Annotated in this window: 35 protein-coding genes and 1 pseudogene; 12 read left to right on the forward strand and 24 right to left on the reverse strand. The window is 50.9% G+C overall.

Annotation, left to right across the window (positions count from 1 at the left end; all coding sequences use genetic code 11):
* Positions 1 to 38 precede the first annotated feature (38 nt).
* The 11 genes from KGA69_RS12225 to KGA69_RS12270 form a co-directional block, all read right to left on the reverse strand.
* Complete coding sequence (locus tag KGA69_RS12225) at positions 39 to 500, reverse strand: phage virion morphogenesis protein (RefSeq protein WP_213292331.1); 462 nt, start codon at positions 498 to 500, stop codon at positions 39 to 41.
* The gene (locus tag KGA69_RS12230; protein WP_015370172.1) at positions 493 to 960 is read right to left on the reverse strand and encodes a phage tail protein; all 468 of its coding nucleotides are present in this window, start codon (positions 958 to 960) and stop codon (positions 493 to 495) included. The genes KGA69_RS12225 and KGA69_RS12230 overlap by 8 nt, the downstream gene beginning before the upstream one ends.
* On the reverse strand, positions 923 to 1,168 hold the full coding sequence (lysC, locus tag KGA69_RS12235; protein ID WP_233430116.1) for an Rz1-like lysis system protein LysC: 246 nt from the start codon (positions 1,166 to 1,168) through the stop codon (positions 923 to 925). Before lysC ends, KGA69_RS12230 begins: the two co-directional genes overlap by 38 nt.
* Complete coding sequence (gene lysB, locus KGA69_RS24125; protein WP_223683763.1) at positions 1,068 to 1,481, reverse strand: Rz-like lysis system protein LysB; 414 nt, start codon at positions 1,479 to 1,481, stop codon at positions 1,068 to 1,070. Before lysB ends, lysC begins: the two co-directional genes overlap by 101 nt.
* Positions 1,478 to 1,975, reverse strand: coding sequence for a glycoside hydrolase family 24 protein (locus KGA69_RS12240; RefSeq protein ID WP_213292332.1), 498 nt, complete (start codon positions 1,973 to 1,975; stop codon positions 1,478 to 1,480). The genes lysB and KGA69_RS12240 overlap by 4 nt, the downstream gene beginning before the upstream one ends.
* A complete protein-coding gene (locus tag KGA69_RS12245) occupies positions 1,962 to 2,258 on the reverse strand; it encodes a phage holin family protein (RefSeq protein ID WP_032413163.1) in 297 nt (98 codons plus the stop codon). Before KGA69_RS12245 ends, KGA69_RS12240 begins: the two co-directional genes overlap by 14 nt.
* Positions 2,259 to 2,260: 2 nt before the next feature.
* Positions 2,261 to 2,464: a tail protein X gene (locus tag KGA69_RS12250; RefSeq protein WP_015370176.1), complete on the reverse strand. Its 204-nt coding sequence runs from the start codon at positions 2,462 to 2,464 to the stop codon at positions 2,261 to 2,263.
* Positions 2,464 to 2,973 (reverse strand): head completion/stabilization protein, encoded by a 510-nt coding sequence (locus KGA69_RS12255; RefSeq protein WP_131957064.1) that lies wholly within the window; start codon positions 2,971 to 2,973, stop codon positions 2,464 to 2,466. The genes KGA69_RS12250 and KGA69_RS12255 overlap by 1 nt, the downstream gene beginning before the upstream one ends.
* A 93-nt stretch (positions 2,974 to 3,066) precedes the next feature.
* A complete protein-coding gene (locus KGA69_RS12260; RefSeq protein WP_213292333.1) occupies positions 3,067 to 3,816 on the reverse strand; it encodes a phage terminase small subunit in 750 nt (249 codons plus the stop codon).
* Between the two features lie 4 nt (positions 3,817 to 3,820).
* Positions 3,821 to 4,888: a phage major capsid protein, P2 family gene (locus tag KGA69_RS12265; protein ID WP_213292334.1), complete on the reverse strand. Its 1,068-nt coding sequence runs from the start codon at positions 4,886 to 4,888 to the stop codon at positions 3,821 to 3,823.
* A 76-nt stretch (positions 4,889 to 4,964) separates the two neighbouring features.
* Positions 4,965 to 5,819 carry a GPO family capsid scaffolding protein gene (locus KGA69_RS12270; RefSeq protein WP_213292335.1) on the reverse strand — a complete coding sequence of 285 codons (855 nt, stop codon included), beginning with the start codon at positions 5,817 to 5,819 and terminating at the stop codon, positions 4,965 to 4,967.
* A 165-nt stretch (positions 5,820 to 5,984) separates the two neighbouring features.
* Here KGA69_RS12270 and KGA69_RS12275 point away from each other — a divergent pair, with 165 nt between their 5' ends.
* The 4 genes from KGA69_RS12275 to KGA69_RS12290 all read left to right on the forward strand — a co-directional run bounded on the left by KGA69_RS12275 (position 5,985) and on the right by KGA69_RS12290 (position 11,047).
* Positions 5,985 to 7,754: a terminase ATPase subunit family protein gene (locus KGA69_RS12275; RefSeq protein ID WP_032723321.1), complete on the forward strand. Its 1,770-nt coding sequence runs from the start codon at positions 5,985 to 5,987 to the stop codon at positions 7,752 to 7,754.
* A gap of 2 nt (positions 7,755 to 7,756) precedes the next feature.
* A complete protein-coding gene (locus tag KGA69_RS12280) occupies positions 7,757 to 8,803 on the forward strand; it encodes a phage portal protein (RefSeq protein ID WP_213292336.1) in 1,047 nt (348 codons plus the stop codon).
* 397 nt (positions 8,804 to 9,200) lie between these two features.
* Entirely contained in the window at positions 9,201 to 10,397 is a 1,197-nt protein-coding gene (locus KGA69_RS12285; protein ID WP_213292337.1) for a DUF262 domain-containing protein, read from the forward strand.
* 2 nt (positions 10,398 to 10,399) lie between these two features.
* Complete coding sequence (locus tag KGA69_RS12290) at positions 10,400 to 11,047, forward strand: HEPN domain-containing protein (RefSeq protein ID WP_213292338.1); 648 nt, start codon at positions 10,400 to 10,402, stop codon at positions 11,045 to 11,047.
* A 43-nt stretch (positions 11,048 to 11,090) separates the two neighbouring features.
* On the opposite strand, the gene KGA69_RS24130 is transcribed toward KGA69_RS12290, so the two are convergent.
* The 10 genes from KGA69_RS24130 to KGA69_RS12335 form a co-directional block, all read right to left on the reverse strand.
* Positions 11,091 to 11,276, reverse strand: a complete 186-nt coding sequence (locus KGA69_RS24130; RefSeq protein WP_223683762.1) for a hypothetical protein — start codon at positions 11,274 to 11,276, stop codon at positions 11,091 to 11,093.
* A gap of 182 nt (positions 11,277 to 11,458) precedes the next feature.
* Positions 11,459 to 13,465: a replication endonuclease gene (locus tag KGA69_RS12295; protein ID WP_213293135.1), complete on the reverse strand. Its 2,007-nt coding sequence runs from the start codon at positions 13,463 to 13,465 to the stop codon at positions 11,459 to 11,461.
* A 143-nt stretch (positions 13,466 to 13,608) separates the two neighbouring features.
* Positions 13,609 to 13,890 carry a DUF3850 domain-containing protein gene (locus tag KGA69_RS12300; protein ID WP_213292339.1) on the reverse strand — a complete coding sequence of 94 codons (282 nt, stop codon included), beginning with the start codon at positions 13,888 to 13,890 and terminating at the stop codon, positions 13,609 to 13,611.
* Positions 13,887 to 14,159 (reverse strand): DUF5405 family protein, encoded by a 273-nt coding sequence (locus KGA69_RS12305; protein ID WP_213292340.1) that lies wholly within the window; start codon positions 14,157 to 14,159, stop codon positions 13,887 to 13,889. The genes KGA69_RS12300 and KGA69_RS12305 overlap by 4 nt, the downstream gene beginning before the upstream one ends.
* The gene (locus tag KGA69_RS12310; RefSeq protein WP_213292341.1) at positions 14,160 to 14,381 is read right to left on the reverse strand and encodes a TraR/DksA family transcriptional regulator; all 222 of its coding nucleotides are present in this window, start codon (positions 14,379 to 14,381) and stop codon (positions 14,160 to 14,162) included. It lies immediately after the preceding gene.
* A complete protein-coding gene (locus KGA69_RS12315; RefSeq protein ID WP_213292342.1) occupies positions 14,381 to 14,608 on the reverse strand; it encodes a DUF2732 domain-containing protein in 228 nt (75 codons plus the stop codon). The genes KGA69_RS12310 and KGA69_RS12315 overlap by 1 nt, the downstream gene beginning before the upstream one ends.
* Positions 14,609 to 14,675: 67 nt before the next feature.
* Entirely contained in the window at positions 14,676 to 15,014 is a 339-nt protein-coding gene (locus KGA69_RS12320) for a DUF5347 domain-containing protein (RefSeq protein ID WP_213292343.1), read from the reverse strand.
* Positions 14,978 to 15,178, reverse strand: a complete 201-nt coding sequence (locus tag KGA69_RS12325; RefSeq protein ID WP_213292344.1) for a phage filamentation protein Fil family protein — start codon at positions 15,176 to 15,178, stop codon at positions 14,978 to 14,980. Before KGA69_RS12325 ends, KGA69_RS12320 begins: the two co-directional genes overlap by 37 nt.
* A 7-nt stretch (positions 15,179 to 15,185) precedes the next feature.
* The gene (locus KGA69_RS12330; RefSeq protein ID WP_213292345.1) at positions 15,186 to 15,695 is read right to left on the reverse strand and encodes a phage regulatory CII family protein; all 510 of its coding nucleotides are present in this window, start codon (positions 15,693 to 15,695) and stop codon (positions 15,186 to 15,188) included.
* Positions 15,696 to 15,726: 31 nt separating this feature from the next.
* Positions 15,727 to 15,858, reverse strand: coding sequence for a hypothetical protein (locus KGA69_RS12335; RefSeq protein ID WP_213293136.1), 132 nt, complete (start codon positions 15,856 to 15,858; stop codon positions 15,727 to 15,729).
* 220 nt (positions 15,859 to 16,078) lie between these two features.
* On the opposite strand from KGA69_RS12335, the gene KGA69_RS12340 reads away from it, so the two are divergent.
* The 6 genes and pseudogenes from KGA69_RS12340 (at position 16,079) to KGA69_RS12360 (ending at position 19,627) form a co-directional block, all read left to right on the forward strand.
* Entirely contained in the window at positions 16,079 to 16,936 is an 858-nt protein-coding gene (locus KGA69_RS12340; RefSeq protein WP_213292346.1) for a phage repressor protein CI, read from the forward strand.
* 8 nt (positions 16,937 to 16,944) lie between these two features.
* Positions 16,945 to 17,283: a DUF2511 domain-containing protein gene (locus KGA69_RS12345; protein ID WP_213292347.1), complete on the forward strand. Its 339-nt coding sequence runs from the start codon at positions 16,945 to 16,947 to the stop codon at positions 17,281 to 17,283.
* A gap of 21 nt (positions 17,284 to 17,304) precedes the next feature.
* Entirely contained in the window at positions 17,305 to 17,805 is a 501-nt protein-coding gene (locus tag KGA69_RS12350) for a PH domain-containing protein (protein ID WP_213292348.1), read from the forward strand.
* A gap of 84 nt (positions 17,806 to 17,889) precedes the next feature.
* A complete protein-coding gene (locus KGA69_RS12355) occupies positions 17,890 to 18,921 on the forward strand; it encodes a site-specific integrase (protein WP_213292349.1) in 1,032 nt (343 codons plus the stop codon).
* A 291-nt stretch (positions 18,922 to 19,212) separates the two neighbouring features.
* Positions 19,213 to 19,424: pseudogene (locus tag KGA69_RS24135) on the forward strand (baseplate assembly protein); the annotation flags it as partial.
* A 62-nt stretch (positions 19,425 to 19,486) separates the two neighbouring features.
* Entirely contained in the window at positions 19,487 to 19,627 is a 141-nt protein-coding gene (locus tag KGA69_RS12360) for a hypothetical protein (protein WP_223683761.1), read from the forward strand.
* Between the two features lie 27 nt (positions 19,628 to 19,654).
* On the opposite strand, the gene KGA69_RS12365 is transcribed toward KGA69_RS12360, so the two are convergent.
* Positions 19,655 to 20,083 (reverse strand): WapI family immunity protein, encoded by a 429-nt coding sequence (locus tag KGA69_RS12365; RefSeq protein ID WP_223683760.1) that lies wholly within the window; start codon positions 20,081 to 20,083, stop codon positions 19,655 to 19,657.
* Positions 20,084 to 20,524: 441 nt separating this feature from the next.
* Entirely contained in the window at positions 20,525 to 20,776 is a 252-nt protein-coding gene (locus KGA69_RS24140; protein WP_223683759.1) for a hypothetical protein, read from the reverse strand.
* 439 nt (positions 20,777 to 21,215) lie between these two features.
* Here KGA69_RS24140 and KGA69_RS12375 point away from each other — a divergent pair, with 439 nt between their 5' ends.
* The gene (locus KGA69_RS12375) at positions 21,216 to 21,665 is read left to right on the forward strand and encodes a DUF2946 domain-containing protein (protein ID WP_213292350.1); all 450 of its coding nucleotides are present in this window, start codon (positions 21,216 to 21,218) and stop codon (positions 21,663 to 21,665) included.
* A 56-nt stretch (positions 21,666 to 21,721) separates the two neighbouring features.
* The gene (locus KGA69_RS12380; protein WP_213292351.1) at positions 21,722 to 23,092 is read left to right on the forward strand and encodes a PepSY-associated TM helix domain-containing protein; all 1,371 of its coding nucleotides are present in this window, start codon (positions 21,722 to 21,724) and stop codon (positions 23,090 to 23,092) included.
* Between the two features lie 5 nt (positions 23,093 to 23,097).
* On the opposite strand, the gene KGA69_RS12385 is transcribed toward KGA69_RS12380, so the two are convergent.
* Positions 23,098 to 23,577, reverse strand: coding sequence for an OmpA family protein (locus KGA69_RS12385; RefSeq protein WP_045395099.1), 480 nt, complete (start codon positions 23,575 to 23,577; stop codon positions 23,098 to 23,100).

The raw sequence follows: 23,577 nt of genomic DNA on the forward strand, positions 1-23,577 counted from the left end.
TAAACATGGATAAATTACTCTAAAAAATGTCAAAAGGTCTAGCCTTTTATGTGATGAACGATTTCATCGAAAATAGCAGTCTCAACTGATATCCTGTCATACGACGAAAAACCTAAAAGCTGGCGCTGTGGGTATTCGACTGCAGCGCTTCTTTGGGTTGGCCTGTCCTTTAATCCGAGCTGATGCACACGGGCGATGCGCTGCACTTTTCCGGTAAATTCCACCACCGCCGCGCTATCGTTACCGGTCACTTTCATAAAGCGGTTAGTGCGCAGTTTGGAGAACATTTCACGCTTAATGCGGCCTTTCTTACCCCGCACCGGCTGGCGCTTTCGCGCGGCATACGGGGTGCCGTCGGGTGCCTGCTGTCGCTTAATCCGCTGTTGCTGGCTGGTGCGCAGCTTTTTCGCAATATCAGCCGTCATTTTCCGCCTTGCCGCCGGTGACAGGCAGGTAATCAGACCGGAAAGATGCTCCTGCAGCGCGGTTAATTCACTCATCCCACTTACTCACCAGCTCACCGTTAATGTACAGCTCAACCGGGCGTGTCACCGGCTCAGGTGGCGACGGCTCCGGGGCATAGCTGACATGCAGCGCCCCATCGACCTCTTTAACGAGGGTACGCTCGGTGAGTCTCAGGCTGATACTGATATCGAGCGAATCGTCGTTATTGATATCAATAATCCAGGTGAATCCCTTTTCCCGCCCCTCGTCGGTGGTCATGATGTCTGGCTGATGTTCGCGCAGCCATGCCTGCACCGGGACGAAAATCAAATCGAGATCGCCGGTGAAGTCGGTCACCACTACGTTAAGCACGTACACCTTTTCAAACGACAGCGAGCTCGCCAGTCGGGAATCGGTATGCCCGTTATCGGCGAAAAGGCGCAGCATATCGGGGTTATTTCGGAGCTGCGGCACGGCGTTAATCAGCGCTTTGCGCAGGCTTTTGTGCTTCTGCATCGAGTTCATCCTGACAGTGTTTGACGGTTTTGACCTGCAGCGCGCAGGCGGTCAGCGCCCCCTCAAGGCGGCGTATATCCGCGCTCAGGTCGCCATTTGTTTTCGGGTCACTTCCCGGCATCGGGCAAAGGCTCACCCTCGGGCATCCGTTGACCACAATCACCGGCGCTGGCGCAGGCGGCGCGGGTGTGCAGCCGACGCACAGCATCAGGCAGAGCAGCGTTATACCAGCGGCGAAAGGCTTCATTTTCATTGAGTAACCTCGTTATCGTCTGCTCACGGCGACTGGCTTCTGCACTGGCCTCTGCGAGCTGTTCGCGCAGTGCTACCTGCGCGGATTCATTACGTCTGGCGAGCTGACCGGCTACACTGAGCTGATTTTTCAGCATGCCAATCGTCGTCTTTTGCTCGCTCGCGACGCGGTTTGCCGTCTCAAAGGCGCGGGATAAATTGCCGTTCTCATGGCGCAACCACAGCAGACCAAGCATGGCCAGTACAAGGAGCGTTATCAGGATTTTCATACCATCACCCCGCCAGCTGTGTGCCAGACGGCCACCAGTTTTTCGAGATTGTGCTCACGCTGGCCATAACCGGCCCCCGGTAATGACGCCCAGATATTGCGGCAGCGGGAAATTGCACGTTCAATACGCCCCGCCTTAATATAGTCAATCGCGCCACGCTCCCGGATTAACTGAATCGCAAGTTTGTCCTGCGACAGTGGGCTGAAATCCGGTAATGCGAGCTGTTTCTGATAGTGCGGCCAGTATCGATAAAGCTGTTGATAACGCCCGGATGCCGTGGACTTTTCGCCCAGACGGTTAAACACTTTCGCGGGTCGACCATGCGCGAACGGGTGGTCGCTGTAGTCGCTGAAAATCTCCGGCTTGCCATCAAGGCCAGTGACAATGACGTCGTAACCACGATTTTTTGTCAGCGTATGCGTCGCCGTTCCTTCTGAATACGCCAGCATGTCCAGAAACGCGGCGATATTCTGATGAGTATTAATGACCGGCATCACTCTCCCCCTTTTGCGATTTAAAGCGGCGCTGAATGGCGATTTCCACGACCTGATAACCGGCGATGCCAAGCATGGATCCAATTCCACAGATAGCAGGCAGTGACATATCAGGAAATTGCACCAGAACGACACCGGCGACCATCGAGACAAAACCACCGAGCAACATGCGACCGATAAACAGGCGCGGGGTGATGGGCTCACCACCGGCCAGCACTTTTCCGACAACAATCATCGCGCCAATCAAAAACAACGACAGGACGCCTTTTTCCCCTTCTGTCATGGTTACTCCCAAAGATTGATAGTTTCAGTTACGGGCGACGATGCCACGTCGGGCAGGTCAATCGCCGTGCCATGCGGCAGAATGACGCCCAGCTCAGACAGACCCGGATTAGCCTGCAGCACCGTCTCGACAACGCCCTCAGTGCGCCCGTAATACCGGGCGCAAAGCGCATCGAGGGTATCGCCCTGCATCGCATAGGCTTTCATCAGAGCTGACCCACGATGCAACGTGGCTTATCCTGCAGGCGCGCAACCGACCAGCGCATATCCCGCCACAGATCATCAATGGTGGTTTCGACGCTGTCGGCTTTTTTGTCACCCTTACCGGTAGCCTCAACGCCGCGATAACGCTCATAGAGGGTGGCGGTTGTCATCGCCGTTACGGCGCTCAGGTAGTGGAAAACGCGCACATTCTCGCCGTCGATTTCCTCGGCGTCAGGCACGTCGGCCAGTTGCTTAAACCCTGCGGCAAGCTGGCGCAGCCGGTAGTCGTAAAGCTCCGCATTGGTTTCGGCCATGCCGGTCTTGATAGCGTTACGCAGGCGGGCATCGGACACCGTCTGCTCAAGGCGCATCAGCTCGCGCACCCGCTTCGGATCCACATCAGGAAAAAAGAACGTGTTTTTAATCACTGCGTCGCCCGTCTCGGGGGCGGGAATCACCACGCCCGGAATGTCCTGCAGTTCATCGGGCTGATTCAGTATCACTGTCGTCATGACAACCTCGTTAGGTTGGGCGGTGGACGCCGGTCGCCGTCAGGGTCAATACCTGCTTTGACCGGCGTGCCGCCCGGCTCGGGGAGCGTTCAGTTAACCGGCGGTTTTAACCGCCTTTGGTGGACGCCCGCGCTTTGCCGCCGGTTTGGTGGCAGGTTTGCGCGTGCGCGGTTTAGTCGTTTTACGGGGTGCCGTTTCTGGTTTTGGCTTTAATGCGCGTTCCAGTTGCTCAATCGCTTTGCGTACACCGCCGTTGCGGTCGAGCTGCATAGCGCGCTGAAACTGTGCCAGCGCCTCCGCGCTCTGACCGGCATCGCGCAGGGTCAGGCCGGTCACTTTATGCAGACGGGCGCGCACCATATCGGGAACGTCGGCACCGTCGGTCAGGTCGATGGTGGTCAGCAGTAATGCTAGGTTGACAGGCTCACCGGCATCACGCAGGCGCTGTGCGGCAAGTGCCACCTCTTCAACCAGCATGTAAGGCGTCGTGCGGCGATGGTCAGAGGTGAGGCCGTATTTCAACGCATAAGGAGCTATTTCCAGCGCGCCAGCGATATCACCGGCATCGAGACGCCACAGCATGACGGTCATTACAATGTCATCCTGTGCACCACGGCCATCAGCCAGCACCCCGGCGACCCACGGCGCATAGAACGGCAACAGCTCGCGCTTTTTCTCGGCTTTACGCTCATTTGAACGGATGTTTTTTAACGTGCGGCGGTCTTCGGCCAGCTTTACCAGCATCTGCTCGTAGGCGGTTGCATGGCGCAGCGGGGCTTTTTCCCGCTGCGCGGCTTCTGAGGCCGAGACCCGCATCATGTGACGCTGTGCGGGGCTCGTCATGGGTTTACTCTCCGCTTTCCGGTGCAGCAGGCGCGGTGAAATCGCCCAGGGTGATATTTTCCAGCAGGCACCCGGCGGCATACGCCTCGACCACATAATCGATGTTCATCGACTCGTAGTTTTCCACGCGGTCGCGTTTGGGGTTTTCGATGACTGAACGGCGATGACTATCATCCATGAAGTAGATAGAGAGGTTTTCCAGCGTGGTCACTAACACCGCATTCGCCGGGAAGTAGGGCACGCGCACTGCAGGCAGGTTGCCGATGCGCTTCTGGCTGATAATGACGTCTGCCGCAAGCGATTCGCTGTTTTCCTGCTGTTTATTAACCAGCGGGAAATATTTATCGGCCAGTAGCTTGCGACCGACAATAGCAACCAGTTTGGTTGAGTCCTGATAAACCTCATCAATCAGGGTACCTGTCGCATCCATTACCAGCGCGTCGAGGTTCTCATAGTCGCCGTTTTTGCCAACACGGATCACATCGGAAACGACCTTGCCGTCAGCATCGGTGATTTTGCTCATCACGCGTGCCGGGGCTTCATTGCGATACTTCTGCAGCCAGCCGACCGCCACATCCTGCAGCATTGGGTTGGTTTTGCGATTCGAGGTCGGTGCACGATGAGTGCCGTTAAAACCGGCCATGATGAAATCCAGTGCCTGACGCTGGATAATGGCGTCGCGAATGCGGCGCTGGAAGTCCTTAAAACGCGCCCACAGGTCGAGCGTTTTATAGCGCAGGTGGAAGTCAAAGTTGACCTGATCGCACTCATACTTATTGGATTCAAGCGCGACAAAGTCAGATGTTTCGCGCTCATCGTCGCCAGAGGTGTCGGTCGTACTGGCAATAGTGCCATCTACCCCCACACCGATTTTTTCACCTTTCAGTTCATCAACCGGAAAAATGTTAATCATCTTCAGAAACGCGGATGACGCCTGTACGGTGTTCATCAGGGTTTGCGTAACGGACGGTTCGACGGTGAATTTTTTGCTGACGTCTTCAACGCTGATGCCGTTCAGTTTGGCGAGCTGGCTCAGATAGGCATTGAATTTAAAACGGGTTTCCTGACGCATAGTATTTCCTTTATAAATTAATGGGTTAGTCACAGCATCGGGCGGGGTCGCCGCCCGGTTTCAGACCTGCGGGTTATCAGCAGTCGGTCAGCAGCTCATCGCCACCGCCGCCGCTGGCTTTTGCGCGTCGCGGCTGGCTGAAACTTTCGGTTTTATCGAGGGTGGTTTTCAGGACGGAAAATGCCTGGCTGGTTTCTTCAACCTTGCCGGTCAGTTCCTGTTTGAAGGTCGCAAATGCGGTTTCTATATCGGAAATACGCTTATCCTGTGCGGTCAGGTTGGTCTGCACATGCTCGCTGACGGTGGTCACCGCTTCATGCACATCATTCAGACGCGCATCGTCGCTGACCTGTTTGCGGCTGAAAATGGCGCTCACCTTATCGACCAGACTGTTAAGCACCGTGCCGGGGACGTCTTCAAATTCCAGTTCCGCCAGAGTGGCGACGGAAAAGACGTTTTCAGGATTGGCCTTAAAGCGCTGCAGCGGGTTGTGCTTCGCGGTGCGGCAGAATTCGAGATATTCAGTGCCGAGACTTGCCGGGTCATCGGTCACAGCCAGACCAACGAGGTAGCACTTGCCGGTATTGGCAAAATTCGGCTGAATTTCCATAGAGGTGTAGACCTTCTGCGCGGCTTTATTCAGCGCGACAAGGTCATCGGTCGGGGTAATTTTGGCGAACAATGCCCATTTGCCGTTCAGCGCGGAATCGTCGTCGATCTTCTCGGCTTTCAGCTCAACAACATCGCCATAACGTTTAAATACGCCATCAGGCAGCAGACCGCGAATGTGTTCGAGATTGATGCGGCAACCATAGACGCGCGGGTCATAGGTTTCGGCCATTTCCTGAATATCATTACCGCTGAGAATTCGCCCGTCGCAGGTGTCACCCTCGACGCCAATACGAAAGAACTTTGAGACTTTTTTTGCCATTGTCAGGAGTCCTGAGGTTGTGGTTACGGGTCACCGCCAGTTTCCAGACTCAGACCACCCTCAGCCACCTGTCACGACTGGACAACCTCCCACACAACAGCACCTTAGCGAATCACTGGCGGCCATTAAGTAGCCTTGCCCTGAATCCATTACGGCGAGGCATCAATGACCATTTCCACCGATACAACCTTGTTGCATGACCCGCGACGACAGGCATCGCTGCTTTACTGGCAGGGCTTTTCCGTGCCACAGATTGCCGAAATGCTGCAGGTCAAACGCCCGACCGTGCAGAGCTGGAAGCAGCGCGACGGCTGGGACGGTATTGCACCGATTTCCCGCGTCGAAAGCAGCCTTGAGGCCAGGCTGATTCAGCTCATCGTTAAGCCACAAAAGTCAGGCGGCGACTTCAAAGAGATTGACCTGCTCGGGCGGCAGATTGAGCGACTGGCGCGCGTTAACCGCTACAGCCAGACCGGCAACGAGGTCGACCTTAACCCCAACGTTGCCAACCGCAACAAAGGCGAGCGTAAGAAACCGAAAAAGAACTTTTTCAGCGACGAGGCTATCGCAAAGCTGGAAGAAATATTCTTCGACCAGTCTTTCGAGTATCAGCTGCAGTGGTACCGCGCAGGGCTGGCGCACCGTATTCGCGATATTCTCAAATCCCGCCAGATTGGCGCGACGTTCTATTTCTCCCGCGAGGCGCTGCTGCGCGCGCTCAAAACCGGCCATAACCAGATTTTCCTGTCGGCCAGTAAAACGCAGGCTTACGTGTTCCGCGAGTACATCATCCAGTTTGCGCGACTGGTCGACGTCGACCTGACCGGCGACCCGATTGTCATCGGCAACAACGGCGCAAAACTGATTTTTCTCGGTACCAATTCCAACACGGCGCAGAGCCATAACGGCGACCTGTATGTCGACGAAATTTTCTGGATCCCGAACTTTCAGCGTCTGCGCAAAGTCGCCTCGGGTATGGCCTCGCAAAAACACCTGCGCTCAACCTATTTTTCGACGCCCTCCACGCTGGCGCATGGTGCTTACCCCTTCTGGTCTGGCGAACTGTTCAACAAGGGGCGCAGCAGTATCGCCGAGCGTATCGATATCGATATCAGCCACACCGCGCTTGCCGGTGGTCAGCTCTGCGACGACGGACAGTGGCGGCAGATTGTCACCATTGAGGACGCGCTTGCCGGTGGCTGCACCCTGTTTGACCTTGACCAGCTCAAACGCGAAAACAGCGCAGAAGACTTTAAAAACCTGTTTATGTGCGAATTTGTCGACGACAAAGCGTCGGTGTTCCCGTTCGAGGAGCTGCAGCGCTGCATGGTCGACGTGATGGAATCATGGGAAGACTTTGCCCCGTTCGCCGATTATCCATTCGGATCCCGCCCGGTCTGGATTGGCTACGACCCGTCACACACTGGCGACAGCGCCGGGTGCGTCGTACTCGCGCCGCCGGTGGTCTCGGGTGGCAAGTTCCGCATGCTTGAGCGCCATCAGTGGAAAGGCATGGACTTTGCCGCACAGGCAGAGGGGATCCGCAAGCTGACCGAGAAATATAACGTTGAATACATCGGCATTGACGCGACCGGCCTCGGCCTCGGCGTTTATCAGTTGGTGCGCTCATTCTTCCCGGCAGCGCGCGGTATCCGTTACACACCTGAAATGAAAACCGCAATGGTGCTCAAGGCAAAAGACACCATTCGCCGCGGCTGTCTGGAATACGATGCCGGGGCAACCGACGTCACGCAGTCGTTTATGTCCATCCGCAAAACCATGACCAGCAGCGGGCGCAGCGCCACCTATGAGGCCAGCCGCACCGAGGAAGCCAGTCACGCCGATATCGCGTGGGCGACCATGCACGCTCTGTTAAACGAACCGCTTTCTGCCGGTAGCGGCATGCAGCCAAAATCTATTCTGGAGTTTAATTAAAAATGGGTAAGCAAAAATCCCGTAAAGCCGCTGCGCAAAAGGCCAGCAAGTCACAGCATCTGACCGCCAGCGCACCGCCAAAAACAACAGCGTTCACCTTTGGTGAGCCGGTGCCGGTACTCGATAAGCGCGATATTCTGGATTACGTCGAGTGCATCAGTAACGGCAAATGGTACGAGCCGCCGGTCAGTTTCTCCGGGCTGGCAAAGAGCCTGCGCTCTGCCGTACATCACAGCTCACCGATTTACGTTAAGCGCAATGTGCTCGCGAGTACCTATATCCCGCACCCGTTGCTGTCTCGTCAGGATTTCAGCCGCTTTGCTCTCGACTATCTGGTTTTCGGCAATGCCTTTCTTGAGCAACGCCACAGCGTCACCGGCCAGTTAATCAGGTTGCTGGCCTCACCGGCTAAATATACCCGGCGCGGGGTCGACGACTCGATTTTCTGGTTTGTGGAAAACTTCACTCAGCCTCACGAATTCGCCCCTGATACGGTTTTTCACCTGCTGGAGCCCGACATCAATCAGGAGATTTACGGCTTGCCGGAATATCTCAGCGCTCTTAATTCCGCCTGGCTGAATGAATCCGCGACACTATTTCGCCGCAAGTATTACCAGAACGGCGCACACGCGGGTTACATCATGTATGTGACCGACCCGGCGCAGAGCGCGACCGACGTCGAATCGCTGCGCGAGGCGATGCGTAACTCGAAGGGGCTCGGCAACTTTAAAAACCTGTTTTTCTACGCTCCCGGCGGGAAACCGGACGGCATCAAAATCGTGCCACTGAGCGAAGTCGCCACAAAGGATGATTTTTTTAACATCAAGAAAGCCAGCGCCGCTGACCTGATGGACGCGCACCGCGTACCGTTCCAGCTTATGGGCGGCAAGCCCGAGAATATCGGTTCACTCGGCGACGTTGAGAAGGTGGCAAAAGTCTTTGTGCGTAACGAGCTGTCGCCACTACAGGACAGATTCAGGGAGGTAAACGACTGGCTCGGCACGGAAGTCATCAGGTTTAAAAATTACAGCCTCGATAACCCGGAATAATCATCCCCAGGCCGCCGCGATGGCGGCTTTTTCATATCCCGCCATCATCACGCCTCAGACGCGCCACACGCGCGCAACTACATTAGACCACCAACGAGCCGACAGCGACCACGACAGCGCCGTAACGACGCGCTCAGACGATAATTTTTAATAATGCGCACTACCGCTGGCGCGCAATGCTTTCCCCGCCACGCCTGCGCACTTAACGGGTTGCTTTTAATGCAATTGCATGAGGGAGTTTCATAGAGATATGATGCAGTATTAGGTGCTAAGAGCAACCTTACTAGGCACATGCGTTTTGATGCACTTTAATGCAATACTGTATTACATTCGAATTTGTAGCTTTATTGCTAACGCTGGTGATTACACAGCTTAAAACTGTATAGAGAGGGACTATATGTCAGAACATTTTTTTGAGTATGATGAACAGGCTGAAAACGAAGATGATGTTGAATTGGCCGCAGGGACGGACTTCTCTGCTGCAGTAGTCAGTGGTACCGACTGGACAACGGAAACTATTATAAACCAGATTAATAAAAATAATATTCAATTGAACCCGGATTTCCAACGGCGTGATGCTTGGGATAAAACAAGGAAAAGTAACTTTATTGAGTCCTTGATATTGGGCTTGCCAATACCTCAGTTAGTACTGGCAGAAAGGAAGGAACAGAGAGGAGCTTATATAGTTCTTGATGGAAAGCAACGACTGCTAAGTATTCGACAGTTTGCCGCTGAAAAAGATGATACGGTTTATGAACAGCTAAAATTGAGTGGTCTAGAAATAAGGACAGACCTCAAAGGGAAAAACCTGCATGATCTTAAAGATGATGCGAGTTTTTATAGTGATGTTGCGGCATTTGAAAATCAGCCGATAAGGACGGTTGTAATTAAAAATTGGCCGAGTGAAGAGTTTCTTTATCATGTGTTTTTACGGCTAAATACTGGCAGTGTCCAATTGGCGCCTCAAGAGTTAAGGCAAGCCCTTCATCCGGGGGCTTTTGTTTCTTTTATTGATGCTAATGCACCAGATAACCAAGCGATTAGAGATATACTGAAGTTGAAGAAACCCGACTTCCGTATGCGAGATAACGAGTTATTACTTAGGTATTATGCTCTAAAAAATTTCATTACTGAATATTCAGGTGATCTAAAGAGGTTCTTGGATAATACATGTTTGCAATTCAATAAGGATTGGCCTAGTGTAGAACATTTGGTTTTAGAGCAATTTAAGCAACTAAATTATGCTCATGAGACTATTTTGAGTATTTTTGGGGTTAATAGTTATAAAAAATGGTTTGCTGCTGATTACGAGAAGAGATTTAATAGGGCTATTTTCGATATTATGGCACTTTCATTTTCTTATCCAGAGGTTCGCTCTGCTGTTGCTGGGAGAGAGAGTGAGGTCGAGGAACTATTTAGAACACTTTGTAAGGATCACTACTATTTCCTTGCGTCTATTGAAACCACGACAAAAAGTTTGAAATCAACGCATACTAGAATTTCAGTTTGGTTTAATGAATTAAATAACTTGTTAAATACTAATTTGCCAAATTTCAAGCTCGATGATTCTATTAATAGAATAAAAGTGGTGTGATTATGGTCAGTTCTGAGCGGTTTATTGCTTTGCAGGAGAGGTTAGATGAATTAAGAAGGCATTTGCTTCCTCCTGAGTTTTCACCTATAGGTGAATACGATCCTGTTCAGTTAGATATGGCGAAGGGGTACCGCCTATTGACTCATGCTGAATTCGAATCTTACCTTGAGGATATTTCGAAAGAGACAGTATTGCATGCACTACAGCAATGGAGGCGAAATAAAAGGCCATCGATGACGATCGTTTCGTTCCTTGCGGCTTATCATAGCTGTTGGTCGGTTGGCGATGAGCAAAATAATCAGGAGCTGATTAATTTATCTCGGGCAAGAACGAATCCTAAAGAATCACTCAGTGAAATCATGAATATTGCAAGTAGACAATTTATAGATAAAATCAGCGCCAATCATGGAATTAAGGCAAAGAATTTCAAGTCATTAATATTTCCAACTGGTGTAGATATAGATGAGTTGGAACCAGAAATGCTTCCAAAGTTAGATAGCTTTGGTTCGAAGCGTGGCGAGATCGCTCATTTGTCGGCGAGGGTTAATCAGCAAATAAATCCTAAAGACGAATTTGATGATGTTAATTTTTTGCTAGAGTGTTTTCGCACTTTAGATCAGAAACTAATTAATATCAAAAATGCAATATAGAAATATAAGCCATGTTATATGACATGGCTTATATCTTGGATAACTACTCTACACAGTGAAATAAATCCTTGGTAGCACTATTTTTTATTTCACTATGTGCAAGATCAGCAATGAGAGTCAGTGCAAGTTTAAGTTCTGACGGCTTGCAGTTTGCTATCAGAGATACTTCGGCGATGAATTGAACACAAGCCCATTTTTGTTCTGTGTGGCTGAAAGGCTCCCCAACCATGAAATCTCTCCCAATTCAAAACACTGTATTTTTATACAGTATCAGTAATGACATATAATGTGAAGTAAAATGTCTTTCAACTAAGCGGTGTATGTACATGATATGAAGGCGGATTACTCACGATAAATTTTTGCAGCGACTAAAAAATCTGCGGCACGCTTGAGGATGCTCTTAAACTTAGCCTACTGTGATGGGGCTGCAGAAAATATTTCTCCTCTTGCTGTCCCGCGTAGCCATTTGCCCTTAAAACAGCTTTTACCACCCGCCATCAGGTGCAGGGCTTCGCCCCGGCTGATTGTGTTGCCGGTTGTCAGATGTATCTCGTCTATGGTTTTCGCTATTGCTGCGTTTTGCTCATCCGTTCCGTGGATGAATTTTCGCCGTGTTGCTGGCTTTTTCTTCCTGAGTCGGTTGGTCAGCTCTCGTTTTTCACGCCGACTCAATGGTTTTGTTAAATCCAGTGCCGGTGGATCGCCTTCGCTTCCCGTACAGTTATTGACAGAACTCCGAGAGGGCGCAGGAGCGCCCTTAAGGTCAACGGCCAAATCAACGGCACGCTTTGGCACAATTTTCCACTGAGTGAGCCGGGTTAAAATTGGGGAACCTGCGCCGATGTTGGAATCGTAGACGCCTTTAATGCATACAGTTTCCTCTCCATACTTATTAAGTTCAGTACGTGGCTCGTAAAGAGTCCGAACCTGTAAATCGTCTCTACGAACGAAAGGCCCACCCTGAGCATTGACATAGTCAGCCCAACGACCATAATGAGCCGCATCATGTACGGCGGCGAATTCAATACTAAGCGCTCTTGCCGTTTCTGGGTCGGCCATTTTGCGAAGCTCTCTGTATACCGTCACTGGTGCACCGCCTATAAACTGGAATTGACGGATGTGCCAGCGAGCCGCCCATGCTGATACGGCAGGGGCGGTCTCTTTGAGCAGCTCACCGCTTTCGTCATCGGTTTCACCATCGAGAGCATAACCGTCGATATTTTTCGAAATGTATTTAGCAACATAGCCGGTAGCGCTGCCCTTTTCCGGGTCAATGGCCACGGCATGAAAGCGCGCTTTTTTGGCTTTATCGCTTCTCAGCTCTTGGTGGTCTTCCTCCCACGCATAATCACGGATGATGAGACGCACGCGCTCGACGTCTTCCGGCAACATGAACATAAGCATGTGCCAGTGCGGCGTTCCGTCGTGATGAGGCTCGGCAACACGTATGCCGAAAATGCGTATTTCTTCCCGGTGCAGCTTGGCGCGTATGCGCGCCCAAAGGCCAGTTAGATAGCTCTGCGTGTCCGATGGGCTGGCACCATTCCATTTGCTGTTACGGTATCCCGCTTTAGTCGTGGCGTGATATTTAGACGGTGCAGTCAGGGTGTAAAACTCCCCGACATAACCGAGTTCATTGCAGATATTTTCAAACCCACGGATGCGGGTCATCAGCTCGCAGCGACGTATCGCAGGGTTAGCGACTGAACCGTCGTATTTTTCGATAAGACTGATGCGGTTGCCGTCTTCGTCTTCGAGATCCAGCCCCTTGAGAAATTCACGCGTGCGGCGCTTCTGCTCGCGCCAGTCAGTCACGCAGTTTTTACTCGCGTATGCATGCTTTTTCTTACTGACGTTGCCAACGGCAATTTGCAGATGTTCGCGCCATGCGGCCGCGACGCGACGTAGACGACCACGCCACCACGTATCGTTAAACATGCGGGTGATAGCCGGTGTGATTTCATCCTCACCGACATATTTCTTTGTCATCCGCTCCCAATGCGGCGGGGTAACGTTGAATTGTAGGGAAATAATACCGGCGCGCATGTACCAGGTGTACAGCGTTTTGAGCTCACTAAATCCGGTGTCATCAATGCCGGCCAGCTCTGACCGGATGAAATTAGCGATATCAGCGGCCAGCAGGTCAATATCGGCGCGCGCCATATCAGGGAGGCGATTATATCTGGCGACCATATTGACCATGCGTGACGCCAGATATTGCATAAGCTGGGTATCAAAATGACCACCAAAAACAGCGGCTGAAACATTGCTGTTGATACCCGCGTACTCATATTTTTTTGCGACCAGTTCAAGACGCGGCAATGCCTTTTTACAAAAGCTGATTAAAAAGGCATTGGCTCGTTGACTGCCCTGACTTTGCTCCAGCAGCGCTGCGGTGCGATAAACGTCAAAGCGCACGCGCTCGGGCTGGAGAGAAAGCACTTTTCTCGCATGAAGCAAAGCCGCGAACATACGGTCGCGGCGGTACTGTTGGTCATAGGTAAGATATGGGCTGGCTATTGCTGACCGGGGAGCGTTCCACGGGTAAGCAAAGTTAACGCTTACCCGCATAGTTCCCCCATTTGCCTAAGCTGTATGCTTAGCATCAAATAGCCGGGAGCCCACTCGCTAAGGTCAGTTACATGAGTCACCAGCACATAGACAAAAGCGCCGGTAAAACCGACCTTTTTCGGGTCACATTCGCAGGCTCCATACTCGTTTAAGCAAAGTAAATCCCCTACAGCAAAAGCACGGTCAGCACGGCGAAACTCGGCTTTTTTCGTTCCATTGATGACAGCCTGAAAAAACTCAGGCCGAGTTTTTAGTTGATGTGTTTTTCTCATGCCGTCGCCTTGATAGAGGAGGCACACATTTCTCCGACACGCTCAATTTCAGCGGCCATTGCATCAAGGGTGGTAATTGATGTCTGCTGAATATGGTGATGAATCAACCCGGAAATAAGCTGATTAATTTTCGGGTAATAGCCGATAGTGTCGAGCCATTCCTCGCCAGATTTTTTACCAGACTTAACGACTTTTTTTTCAGTCAGAATGAATTGATACTGGTCGCTGGTAATAACCCATTTATCACCTATTTCGATTCGAATGCTCATTTACACGCCCTTATAGTGTTTTGATTTGAGCTCGGCGATTTGCTGGCAGGTCACGCAAAAGGTCACGCCCGGAATCGCAATGCGGCGAGCTTCCGGGATAGGTGCGTCACATTCCTCGCAAAGAAAACGGGAAGGTGCAGCGATACGGCTGCGCGCGTTGCTGATGTGGCGTTCGCGGTCTTCCTGCTCGCGCAGTTGTGCTAAATCCATTGCGTCGGCCATTAGTGCAGCTCCCGTGATTCATTCTCAAAGCGGGTTGCTTCACGGCGCAGCAGTTCGGCAGCTTCAGTGCCGCTCATACCTTCTTTGGTGATATGGATAGCCAGCGCCTCAAGGCGGATGGAAACAGCGAGCGCTCGGTCTTTACGCTCTTCTTTTTTTGCATCGGTCAGCAATACGGCCAGCGCATCACAATCAGTGTTAAAACTACGGATTTCGGTATTACGCATAATTAACTCTCCTGATTTCGGGCAATAAGAAGCCCGGCGGGTTTACGCCATTAAATTTCTGTTTGGATTAATTCGGCATGGCTAGCCGTTTGGGAAATAAACTCACCACTGCACGAAAATGATTCATCGCTTTAATAAGCGCCTTTTTCTCGTCAGTAGTCAGCTCACTTAATTCGAGCTCATGACGAGCCGCCGGTATTTTTGCCAGAAAGAAAATAGCGGCCAGCGCCCGATTATTTTCTTCAAATTGTGGGTCACGTTTATCGCGCATGTCATCGACAAAGCGCTCAACCTCTTTCCAGCTATCGCCCCAATATCTCGCGCGCAATTCAGCCACATGATTGAGACCGGCCAGACGTTCACCCGCTTTTAGCGGAACAGTCGCGGAAACAGCTTCGATAGCCATAATTCCCCCTGCTTTTGAGTGGAGAGGCCAGCCAGTAAATCAGCCTGTGAGTGGCTCGGGTGCCATCGCTTGCCGTCCTTACCTGCGATCCAGCCGTGGCCGTAGTGCATGCTGGGACTTTGCTTTTTAAGCAGTGATGCAAATGACGGTTCAGTATTCAACATAAGCACCTCACATCAGACCGAATGAGGCACCGAGGCCGCTCATGGTGTCTACAACGCTTGTCATTGCCGGGTTAGCCTGAAGCCGCGCCTGTAAAGCCATTGCCGACAGTGACAACATGCGAATACCAGCATTAACACTAGCAATCATATTTTGTTTGCGTGCAGGGGTAAGGCGGTCGCCTGAAACAGCGCCGCTTGCCAGTTCACCGAGTTCGCTCATGGCGCGCATGACATAGGATTGCAGTTTCTCTTTTGCAAGTTCGTTGACTGGCACGCACGGCAGGCAATGGATCTGAGACAGAAAACCATCGACTAGGGTAGAGTCTTCGGTCAGGTCTGTCAGTGTCCAGATTTCGCGCGGCGTTAACTGGTGCGGTTGTTCCGGGTTTAATTTGTTGTAAAGCGTATGCGGTTTGATGCCTGCTTTATCCGCCAGCTCTTTCACGTTATGAGTGGCTGCGAATTTTTTGCAGGCGTCGTCAAAGTGTGCATGTGACGAAACGCGAAAATCTAACATGCTGTAACTCCCTTTAACTTGCAAAATTAAGTTACTGGAATACGGCATAGCGCGAATTAATCGCCTGAGCGAGTAATCGCGTACGGAAGGCAATCATGTTGATACGGCCGAGGCTACCCTCTCGGGTACGGGGCACCAGTAGCAGCTCGCCGCGCTTTACCATCTCTTTAACGGTGTTCAGGCTGCATCCGTACTGCTTTGCAAACTCTTCATATGAGAGGAAGTCCGGGCCATTGGGGATTGCAATTTGAAGATTCATAGGTAATTATCTCCGGTTAGATTCATTTTTAGTATGTTCTCGCACATTCTCAGGGTGCAGGACGGATACTACTTTCCATATGAAAACCTGTAAAGGTTAAATTGAAAATAATTTAGGTATCCAAATGGATAAAGAAGAGAAGTCCGTCAGAGATGTCATTGATAGAATCCTTGTTTCTTATGGAGTTAGAACAAGACAGGCTTACTCTGACCTCGCAAAAATTCCATTGCCCACCATTAGTAATTGGGTCAAGCGGGGTAAGGTTCCTGGAGACTACATAGTCCAGTGTGCTCTCGATACTGGCGCAGACCTTAAATGGCTTATGGAAGGTGGTGAACTTACAAATGTAAGATTTGAGCCTGGTCATTACCCTATGCAGGGAATACGACTGATGGAGGCAATGCAAAGCTCAGGCGGGAAAGAGATTTTGCAGCGCATCATGCAGGCTTACGGCTTTACCATGCAAAAGGAGCTGGGCGACCATCTCGATATACCATCCGGCACGATGAGCGCTTGGGTTCGCCGTGAGCACTTCCCGGGGGATGTTGTTATCGTATGTGCTTTAGATACGGGAGCATCTTTATACTGGCTTGCCACAGGTAACGGTGGACTTTATGAAAGTAATGTGACCTTACCCACAGAGCAAACGGCATTAGCCACAATTAGAAAATACCGCCTTGAAAACGGTGAATTAAAAAAAATAGGTAACTGGTTGGCTGACCCGTCAATGATTCCTGATAATCATGATGGTCTGATGTTTGTTGAAGGTATGGGTAAATCTTGGCTGGTTGATATTTCTGCAAAGAATATTGCTAACGGCCGCTGGCTCATCAGTATTGATGGTGCAATGGATGTGTTCAATGTGATTCGGCTACCCGGAAATAAAGTTCGGTTGTCCAATGATTCTGCTGAGTTTGAATGCAATTTATCTGATATTACACCGTCAGGTACGGTTATTTTTACAATTGAGAAACATATATAAGGGATTTTATGATGCGCTCATTATTTGCTTTTGGGTTACTTGTTCTCTGTTCATCTACGTTCGCAGCCGAGAAAACGCAGGCGTTAGATGGATCATCATTTGGTAATACATGGCCTCTGACTTTTGAAAAGGCTACGGTTTCCTGTGTTAATGGTGCATATGCTTTTGTTTATGATACCGCTACAGATAACCGCTATCCTCTTAACGGTATGGCTTCCAGCGCTGTTAAGTCCGGAAAAATGGAAGGTTACGATTTAGATTCAGTATGGAAAGATGATCCTAATTATTCCGGTGTGAAAATGTCAATATCTCCGGTTTTAGATTCAGCCCTGAGTCTCTGTAAATAATTTATTAAAAAGGAATTGGCAATGAAAGAAAATAAACATGTTGAGAAATTTAAGTCAAGTCATTTGAATTCAGGTGAGTCTGTCATTGCGTGGGCGGAAGGATATATCGGTAAAATGATGGGTAGTGGAAAAGATACCCAACATAATGGCGTGTTAATTGTGACAGAAACTAGAGTTGCTTTTTATCGTAAGGGATTTATTGGTGAGGTAATTGAAACTATACCTTTAAAATCTATCACCTCTATTGAGAGAAAGTCGACACTTGGTCATAGGGTTATAAGGGTGCATACATCCCATGATGACCTTGAATTTAAAACATTCAGCAAAGAGTCAGAGCTTGCCCTCGTTGAAGCAATTGAGAGCGGGCGAGGGTTGAGAACTGAAACAGTAGCACCCGAAAAAAATAAGGCGAGTAACGATCCATTCGAACAACTCAAAAAATTATCAGAGCTTAAAGAGGCTGGGGTGATTTCTGATGAGGAGTTTCAGGCTAAAAAAATCAAGTTGATGGATCTGATTTAAGTATCCCTCGGTATGGGGATGATACCTCAGTTTATAAGACAGTCTATTAGCCACAGTGCTAGATGTAGCAAATAAGGGGGGGATTTGACTGTTAAAAAACTTTCATCCGGTGAGTGGCTATGTGATTTTCGCGTTAATGGGAGAGAAAGCCGTCGCGTGCGTAAACGCTTCACCACCAAAGGTGAGGCAGTGGCTTATGAGCAATATTACCGCGATGAGGCCAAAGATAAGCCGTGGATGTCAGAAAAAGAAGACCGGCGTAAACTCAGCGAAATTATTCAGCTCTGGCATAATCTGCATGGGCAGGCGCTGGTTGCCAGCAAATCCCGACTGGCTAAACTGCAAATTGTCTGCAACGGACTAGGCGACCCGATAGCATCACAACTTACAGCTAAGGACTGGGCGCATTATCGTGACCAGCGTCTAAGCGGCAAGATTGACAATGGTTATCATAAAGACCCGGCTAAGTGGGTAGCAAAGCCGATAACGGTCAATCGGGAGCAGCAATATTTAGAGGCCGTATTTAACGAGTTAAAGCGGCTAGGGGAGTGGAGTTTACCAAACCCTCTGGATGGTATTCGTGTCTTCAAAGAGGCTGAAAAAGAGATGTCCTGGCTGACGTTAGAGCAAATTCCGCAGCTCATACTGGCATGTCAGAAGTACGGACATGAAGACCTTGCACAGATTGCCGAAATTTGTCTGGCAACTGGTGCGCGATGGGGAGAGGCAGAGCGGCTAACTCGCCCCCAACTTTCGCCATACAAACTGACGTTTACAAAGACCAAAGGCAAAAAGAATCGCACTGTTCCCATCCCAAAATGGCTCTACGAAAAATTAGCTACCCGTCAAGGGAGGATGTTTAAGCCCTGCTATCAGGAATTCAAGAAAATGCTTTTGCTCACAGATATTGAGCTGACGGAAGGGCAAAAGACCCACGTCCTGCGTCATACTTTCGGTGCGCATTTTATGATGAATGGTGGCAACATTCTCGTACTTCAAAAGATACTCGGGCACGCAAACATTCGTGAAACAATGAAATACGCACACTTCGCTCCTGACCATCTTGAGCAGGCTGTCGAGCTGAATCCCCTGAGCTTGATAATGTCCACCGAATGACCACGCAGCATGTGCGAGGGTGGTTTAAAACATATCTAGGATATGCGTAACTTATTGTTATTTTTGTATATTGTTGATTTTCAATATCGATTACTAGAAGCGTCTTAACTAATAAGCGCATCACGCTACATCCAAAGCGTGTTATAAAACAAGGGGTTAGCGTAATGCTAACCCCTTTTTTGTTGCCGATGGCGGCAAAATAGCGACAGAGATAAAAAACCTGCCGAAGCAGGTCAAAGCCAGAGCTGATGTTGTTGCACTCGCGTCAGATGTGGCGGCGCGGGATCCACTTCAACCGGTAACGACCTCGACGTCGTGCCCGGAAACAATACTACCGAGCGCCTCACCATCACACCGGCAGATGACACCACTATCCAGCCAACGCCTGCCGTTATGGAATCCGACACTGACCTGCATCTGCGTCTGCGTACACACAGGCATTTGAAGGCTTGAGCGTAGCGGGGCCGGTCGGTGCATATGAATATCACGACCGCAGCGCCGACGATTATCGCAGGCTGTTTGGCTGCGACTGGTCTTTTGCTGTTGCAGCGGGTGAGGTGGAAGCATGAGCAAGCGCAAGCCACGTAAAGCAGTCGCCATGACCGCCAGCGCCCCGCAAAAAATGGAGGAGTTTACCATCGGCGAGCCGGTGCCGTTAACAACGGGAAAATCGCGACTCAATGGCATAAAAAACCGACATTCTTAGTGTCGGTCTTATGGCTGAATGCATGTATCAGTTTTGCCATGAAATGATGTCATCGAGACCTGAGATCAGGTCGGGAAAATAACTTTCATCAATATCGAGGGAGCCCTCAAGCGTAATACTTTCAGCATGGTTTTCAGGCTTTAGTTCCATGCTGACGCCAACAGCCCCGGCAAAATGCGCCTGGTGAAACTTAAGTACAACCTGCTCGAATGCCGAGGTTAAGTTAATATCCTTAGATTCCCCCCCATTCTTTAAGGCCTGATGGAAATTTTGTGTATCATTCCTGAATTGCTCTAACTGACCGACAAAAAACTCTGCTGCAAACTCGGTTTTTAAGGCAGGAATTGAGAACTCAACCCATACCATAATACGGCTATAGGATGGTATCTCGGGTTCAGTCACTCTTTCATAAGGCGTTAATTTCAGATGCCTGTCACCGCTGATGATATCTATCATTATTCCCCCTTCAAGGCATGTACTGAAAATGCATGATAGTCCAGTCAGCTTCCCTGACTAAAACCTCAAGACGGTATGACTTATAAATATATGAGCCTTTATTTTGCTTGTTCTCAACAAGTTTATACATACGCGCTTCATACCGGAAAAGGCCTGGTTTTTTCAGTGGATCCGGCGTTCTCGCGCCATAGCGAATGGCCTTTTCCTGGATCTGTAAAGGCACATAGCGGCCGGGGTTTAGTATATGTTTTGCCGATGACTCACTCATTCTGAGCGTGTGAGCTGATAAGCCCATTTTCAGCCGGCCACGCAAGAGACTGATTGTAGCCTCACTAAGTCTCACAGTTACGGCGGTTTTAACACCACTCTCCAGTAATGCTTTACCCGCACGAAATAGACGAAATACGCCAAAAGCAATTAAAGCGAGGTCTGTGGGATCAATCAGGGGGGGGCTTCTAATGGCGCCTCTTCCAGCCTGACAAACATACCGTCGGCATCATAAATCTGCCATAACCCGGGAGCCTGAGCGACGGAGTAACCAATACACATCCCGCTTTCGTCATCAACGATGGGTTTTGAGTTCAGTGCTGGGTTGCGTGGGCGAAATTCAAAGTATTCACCGGCTGGCAATGTTGATTGGAAGGTGTAAAAACGTCCTGGCTCGTCTGTAATTAATCCAACACTCATCGTCATGATTTTCTTTTGGTTAACCCTCAGATCATCATAATGGACGTTTTTGCTTCAATCTACTTTTCCTGACTTGTTTTAAACACCTCAGCAGCTAACGCCTCGCTGGGCTTGTTGTTCAACCCCGCCAGCACCGAAAGCGAGTTGCAGCACCGACGGCGTTTGTTAATGCAACCAGCAATCGTCCCCCATAGCAATTGGCGATAAAGTGGCGACAGAGGTTTCATAATACTGCAATTCATTGCATTAAAAATAAAATTAACTAATTGTTTTTTATGGTAATTACTGGATTTGTATTGAGTGTCAGTAGGAATGTCTTAACTAAGATTCGCTTTCGCGACATCCTGATAGAAAGGGCTGGCCAGATGGCTGGCCCTTTTTTTATCTAAATTTTAACTATTTTGATGTAAATCAATTACAATATCGCCCGGATTTCGGAGGGGCGGTGAACGGCACTATTTTCTCACAACCAGCATTTCAACGGCGGGCCGCCTGGCTGGCGCTGTTTGCGATCCTGCTGATCGTGGTGGCGCCGCTGATCTCCATTTCGCTACAGAAAGATCCCATGAGCGCGATGCCGGGCATGCATCATGCTATGCCGATGGGCGAGTCTCATGATGGGATGTCCGGGCATGAGATGGTAATGATGCACGGCGCTGACAGCGCGTCACAGCCGGCGCATAGCATGCCGGTTGATCACGCCGAAGCCTGCGGCTATTGCGTGCTATTAGCGCACGTACCGGGGCTACTGTTCGCGCTGGCGCTGTTCTTCGCTATGATCCTGCGGCGCATTCGCCTGCCGGTTTCTCGCCCGGTATTAAAACACTGGCACTACTTCCCCTGGCTCTACCCTGAAACCCGCGCGCCGCCGCGGCTGTCTGCTTTTTCCCTTTAATAAAAATGAATCTGCGTACTGCGCAACGACCTCTTTTGCTTTAAAAAAGGAAGAGTATGACTACCTGCACCTCGCGCCCGGCATGGTTAAACCTGCTGCGGCGCCTCCATTTCTATATTGGTCTGTTTATCGGACCATTTATCTTTGTCGCGGCCTTGACCGGCACGCTGTATGTCGCCACGCCGCAGCTGGAAAACTGGCTGTACCATGACGCCTTACAGGGCTCGCTCAACGGCGAAAGACAGCCGCTTAGCGCGCAAATTGCCGTCGCCAAAGAGGCTACGCAAAACAACCTCCGCCTGCAGGCCGTGCGCCCGGGTATTACCGCCGGCGAAACGACGCGGGTGATGTTTGCCGACCCGCGGCTGGGGGAATCAGAAAACCGGGCTATTTTTGTTGATCCGGTGACGCTACGGGTCAAAGGCGATCTGACGGTTTACGGTACCAGCGGTATTTTACCGCTGCGCCAGTGGATTGATTACGCGCATAAATCATTGCTGTTGGGTGACGGCGGCAGGCTGTACAGCGAACTGGCGGCCTCCTGGATGTGGGTTGCGGCGTTGGGCGGTATTGCGCTATGGGCGATGACCCGTCCGAAGCGGCGTATAAACAATCGGCTGCAAAATACCCGCCGTCTGCACGTGACGCTGGGCTGGGTGTTACTGGTTGGCATGTTGCTGTTTTCCGCCACTGGCTTAACCTGGTCGCAGTGGGCGGGCGGTAACGTCGATAAGATGCGCGCCGCGTTTGGCTGGCTAACGCCGCAGGTCAATACGCAACTTCATGGCGGGGAGGCGATGCCGCCCGATCCGCATGCCGGGCACCACATGGCGCATATGGCAATGGATGAGCCACAGGTGAAAGTGACTGCGGATCGGTTCGATAGCGTATTGCAGGTGGCGCAGGCCGCAGGGCTGACGGCCAGCAAGCTGGAGATCCGGCCGCCCAAAAGCGCGGGGATGGCGTGGACGGTGAATGAAATTGACCGTAGCTGGCCGACACGGGTCGATGCGGTGGCCATTGATGGCGAGACGTTACAAGTCGTGGATCGTACCCGCTTTAGCGATTTCCCGCTGATGGCTAAGCTGACCCGATGGGGCGTCGATTTTCATATGGGTTTACTGTTCGGGTTGGCGAACCAGTTGCTGTTGGTGGCGTTCGGGGTGGCTCTGTGCGTCATGATCATCGTCGGCTACCGCCTGTGGTGGATCCGCCGTCCGACGCAGAGTGCGTTTAATCCTGCACAGACGTTGGTACAAGCGTGGCTGGGGCTAAGTGTTGCCGCCCGGGCGCTTGCGCTGCTAATTGCGCTCCTGCTCGGGCTGGCGGTGCCGCTGATGGGCGTCAGCCTCGCGGCGTGCCTCGTGGTTGATTACCTGCGCTGGCGCGCGGCTTCAGCGATGAGGCTGGTTAAGTCGGTAGACTAACGTGCTTAAGGCGTGCTGATCACCACGGTAACGCGGCGGTTTTCAGCACGGCCTGCAGCGGTATCGTTGCTGGCGATGGGGTACTTTTTACCTAACCCGCGGGTGGTTAAATTACTGCGCGGAATCTTCGCGCCTTCAGCCCAGGCATCCGCCACGCTGTTGGCGCGCTTTAATGACAGCGCTTCATTGTAGCTGTCTTCGCCGTAGTTATCGGTATGACCTTCAAGACGGCTATGGGTAATACCGGTCTCAGCTAACCGTGCGGCCATACTGTGGATTTGCTGCTGGCTTTCGGGACGCAGGCGATAGTCGTTTTTGTCAAACAGAATGCTGTCAGACAAACCTAAAGACCAATCACCAGCGGCTTCGGTAAAGCCGTAAGACTTCATTGCTGCGACCTGTTCTTTAGAAAACTTACCTGGCGCCTGGCACCCGGTGAGGAGAAATGCAGCCAGAAGAGTGGGTGCAATAAATTGCCTGAGCAT

Origin of the sequence: Klebsiella sp. A52 (genome assembly GCF_018388785.1) — a bacterium.
GTDB lineage: Bacteria > Pseudomonadota > Gammaproteobacteria > Enterobacterales > Enterobacteriaceae > Klebsiella > Klebsiella aerogenes.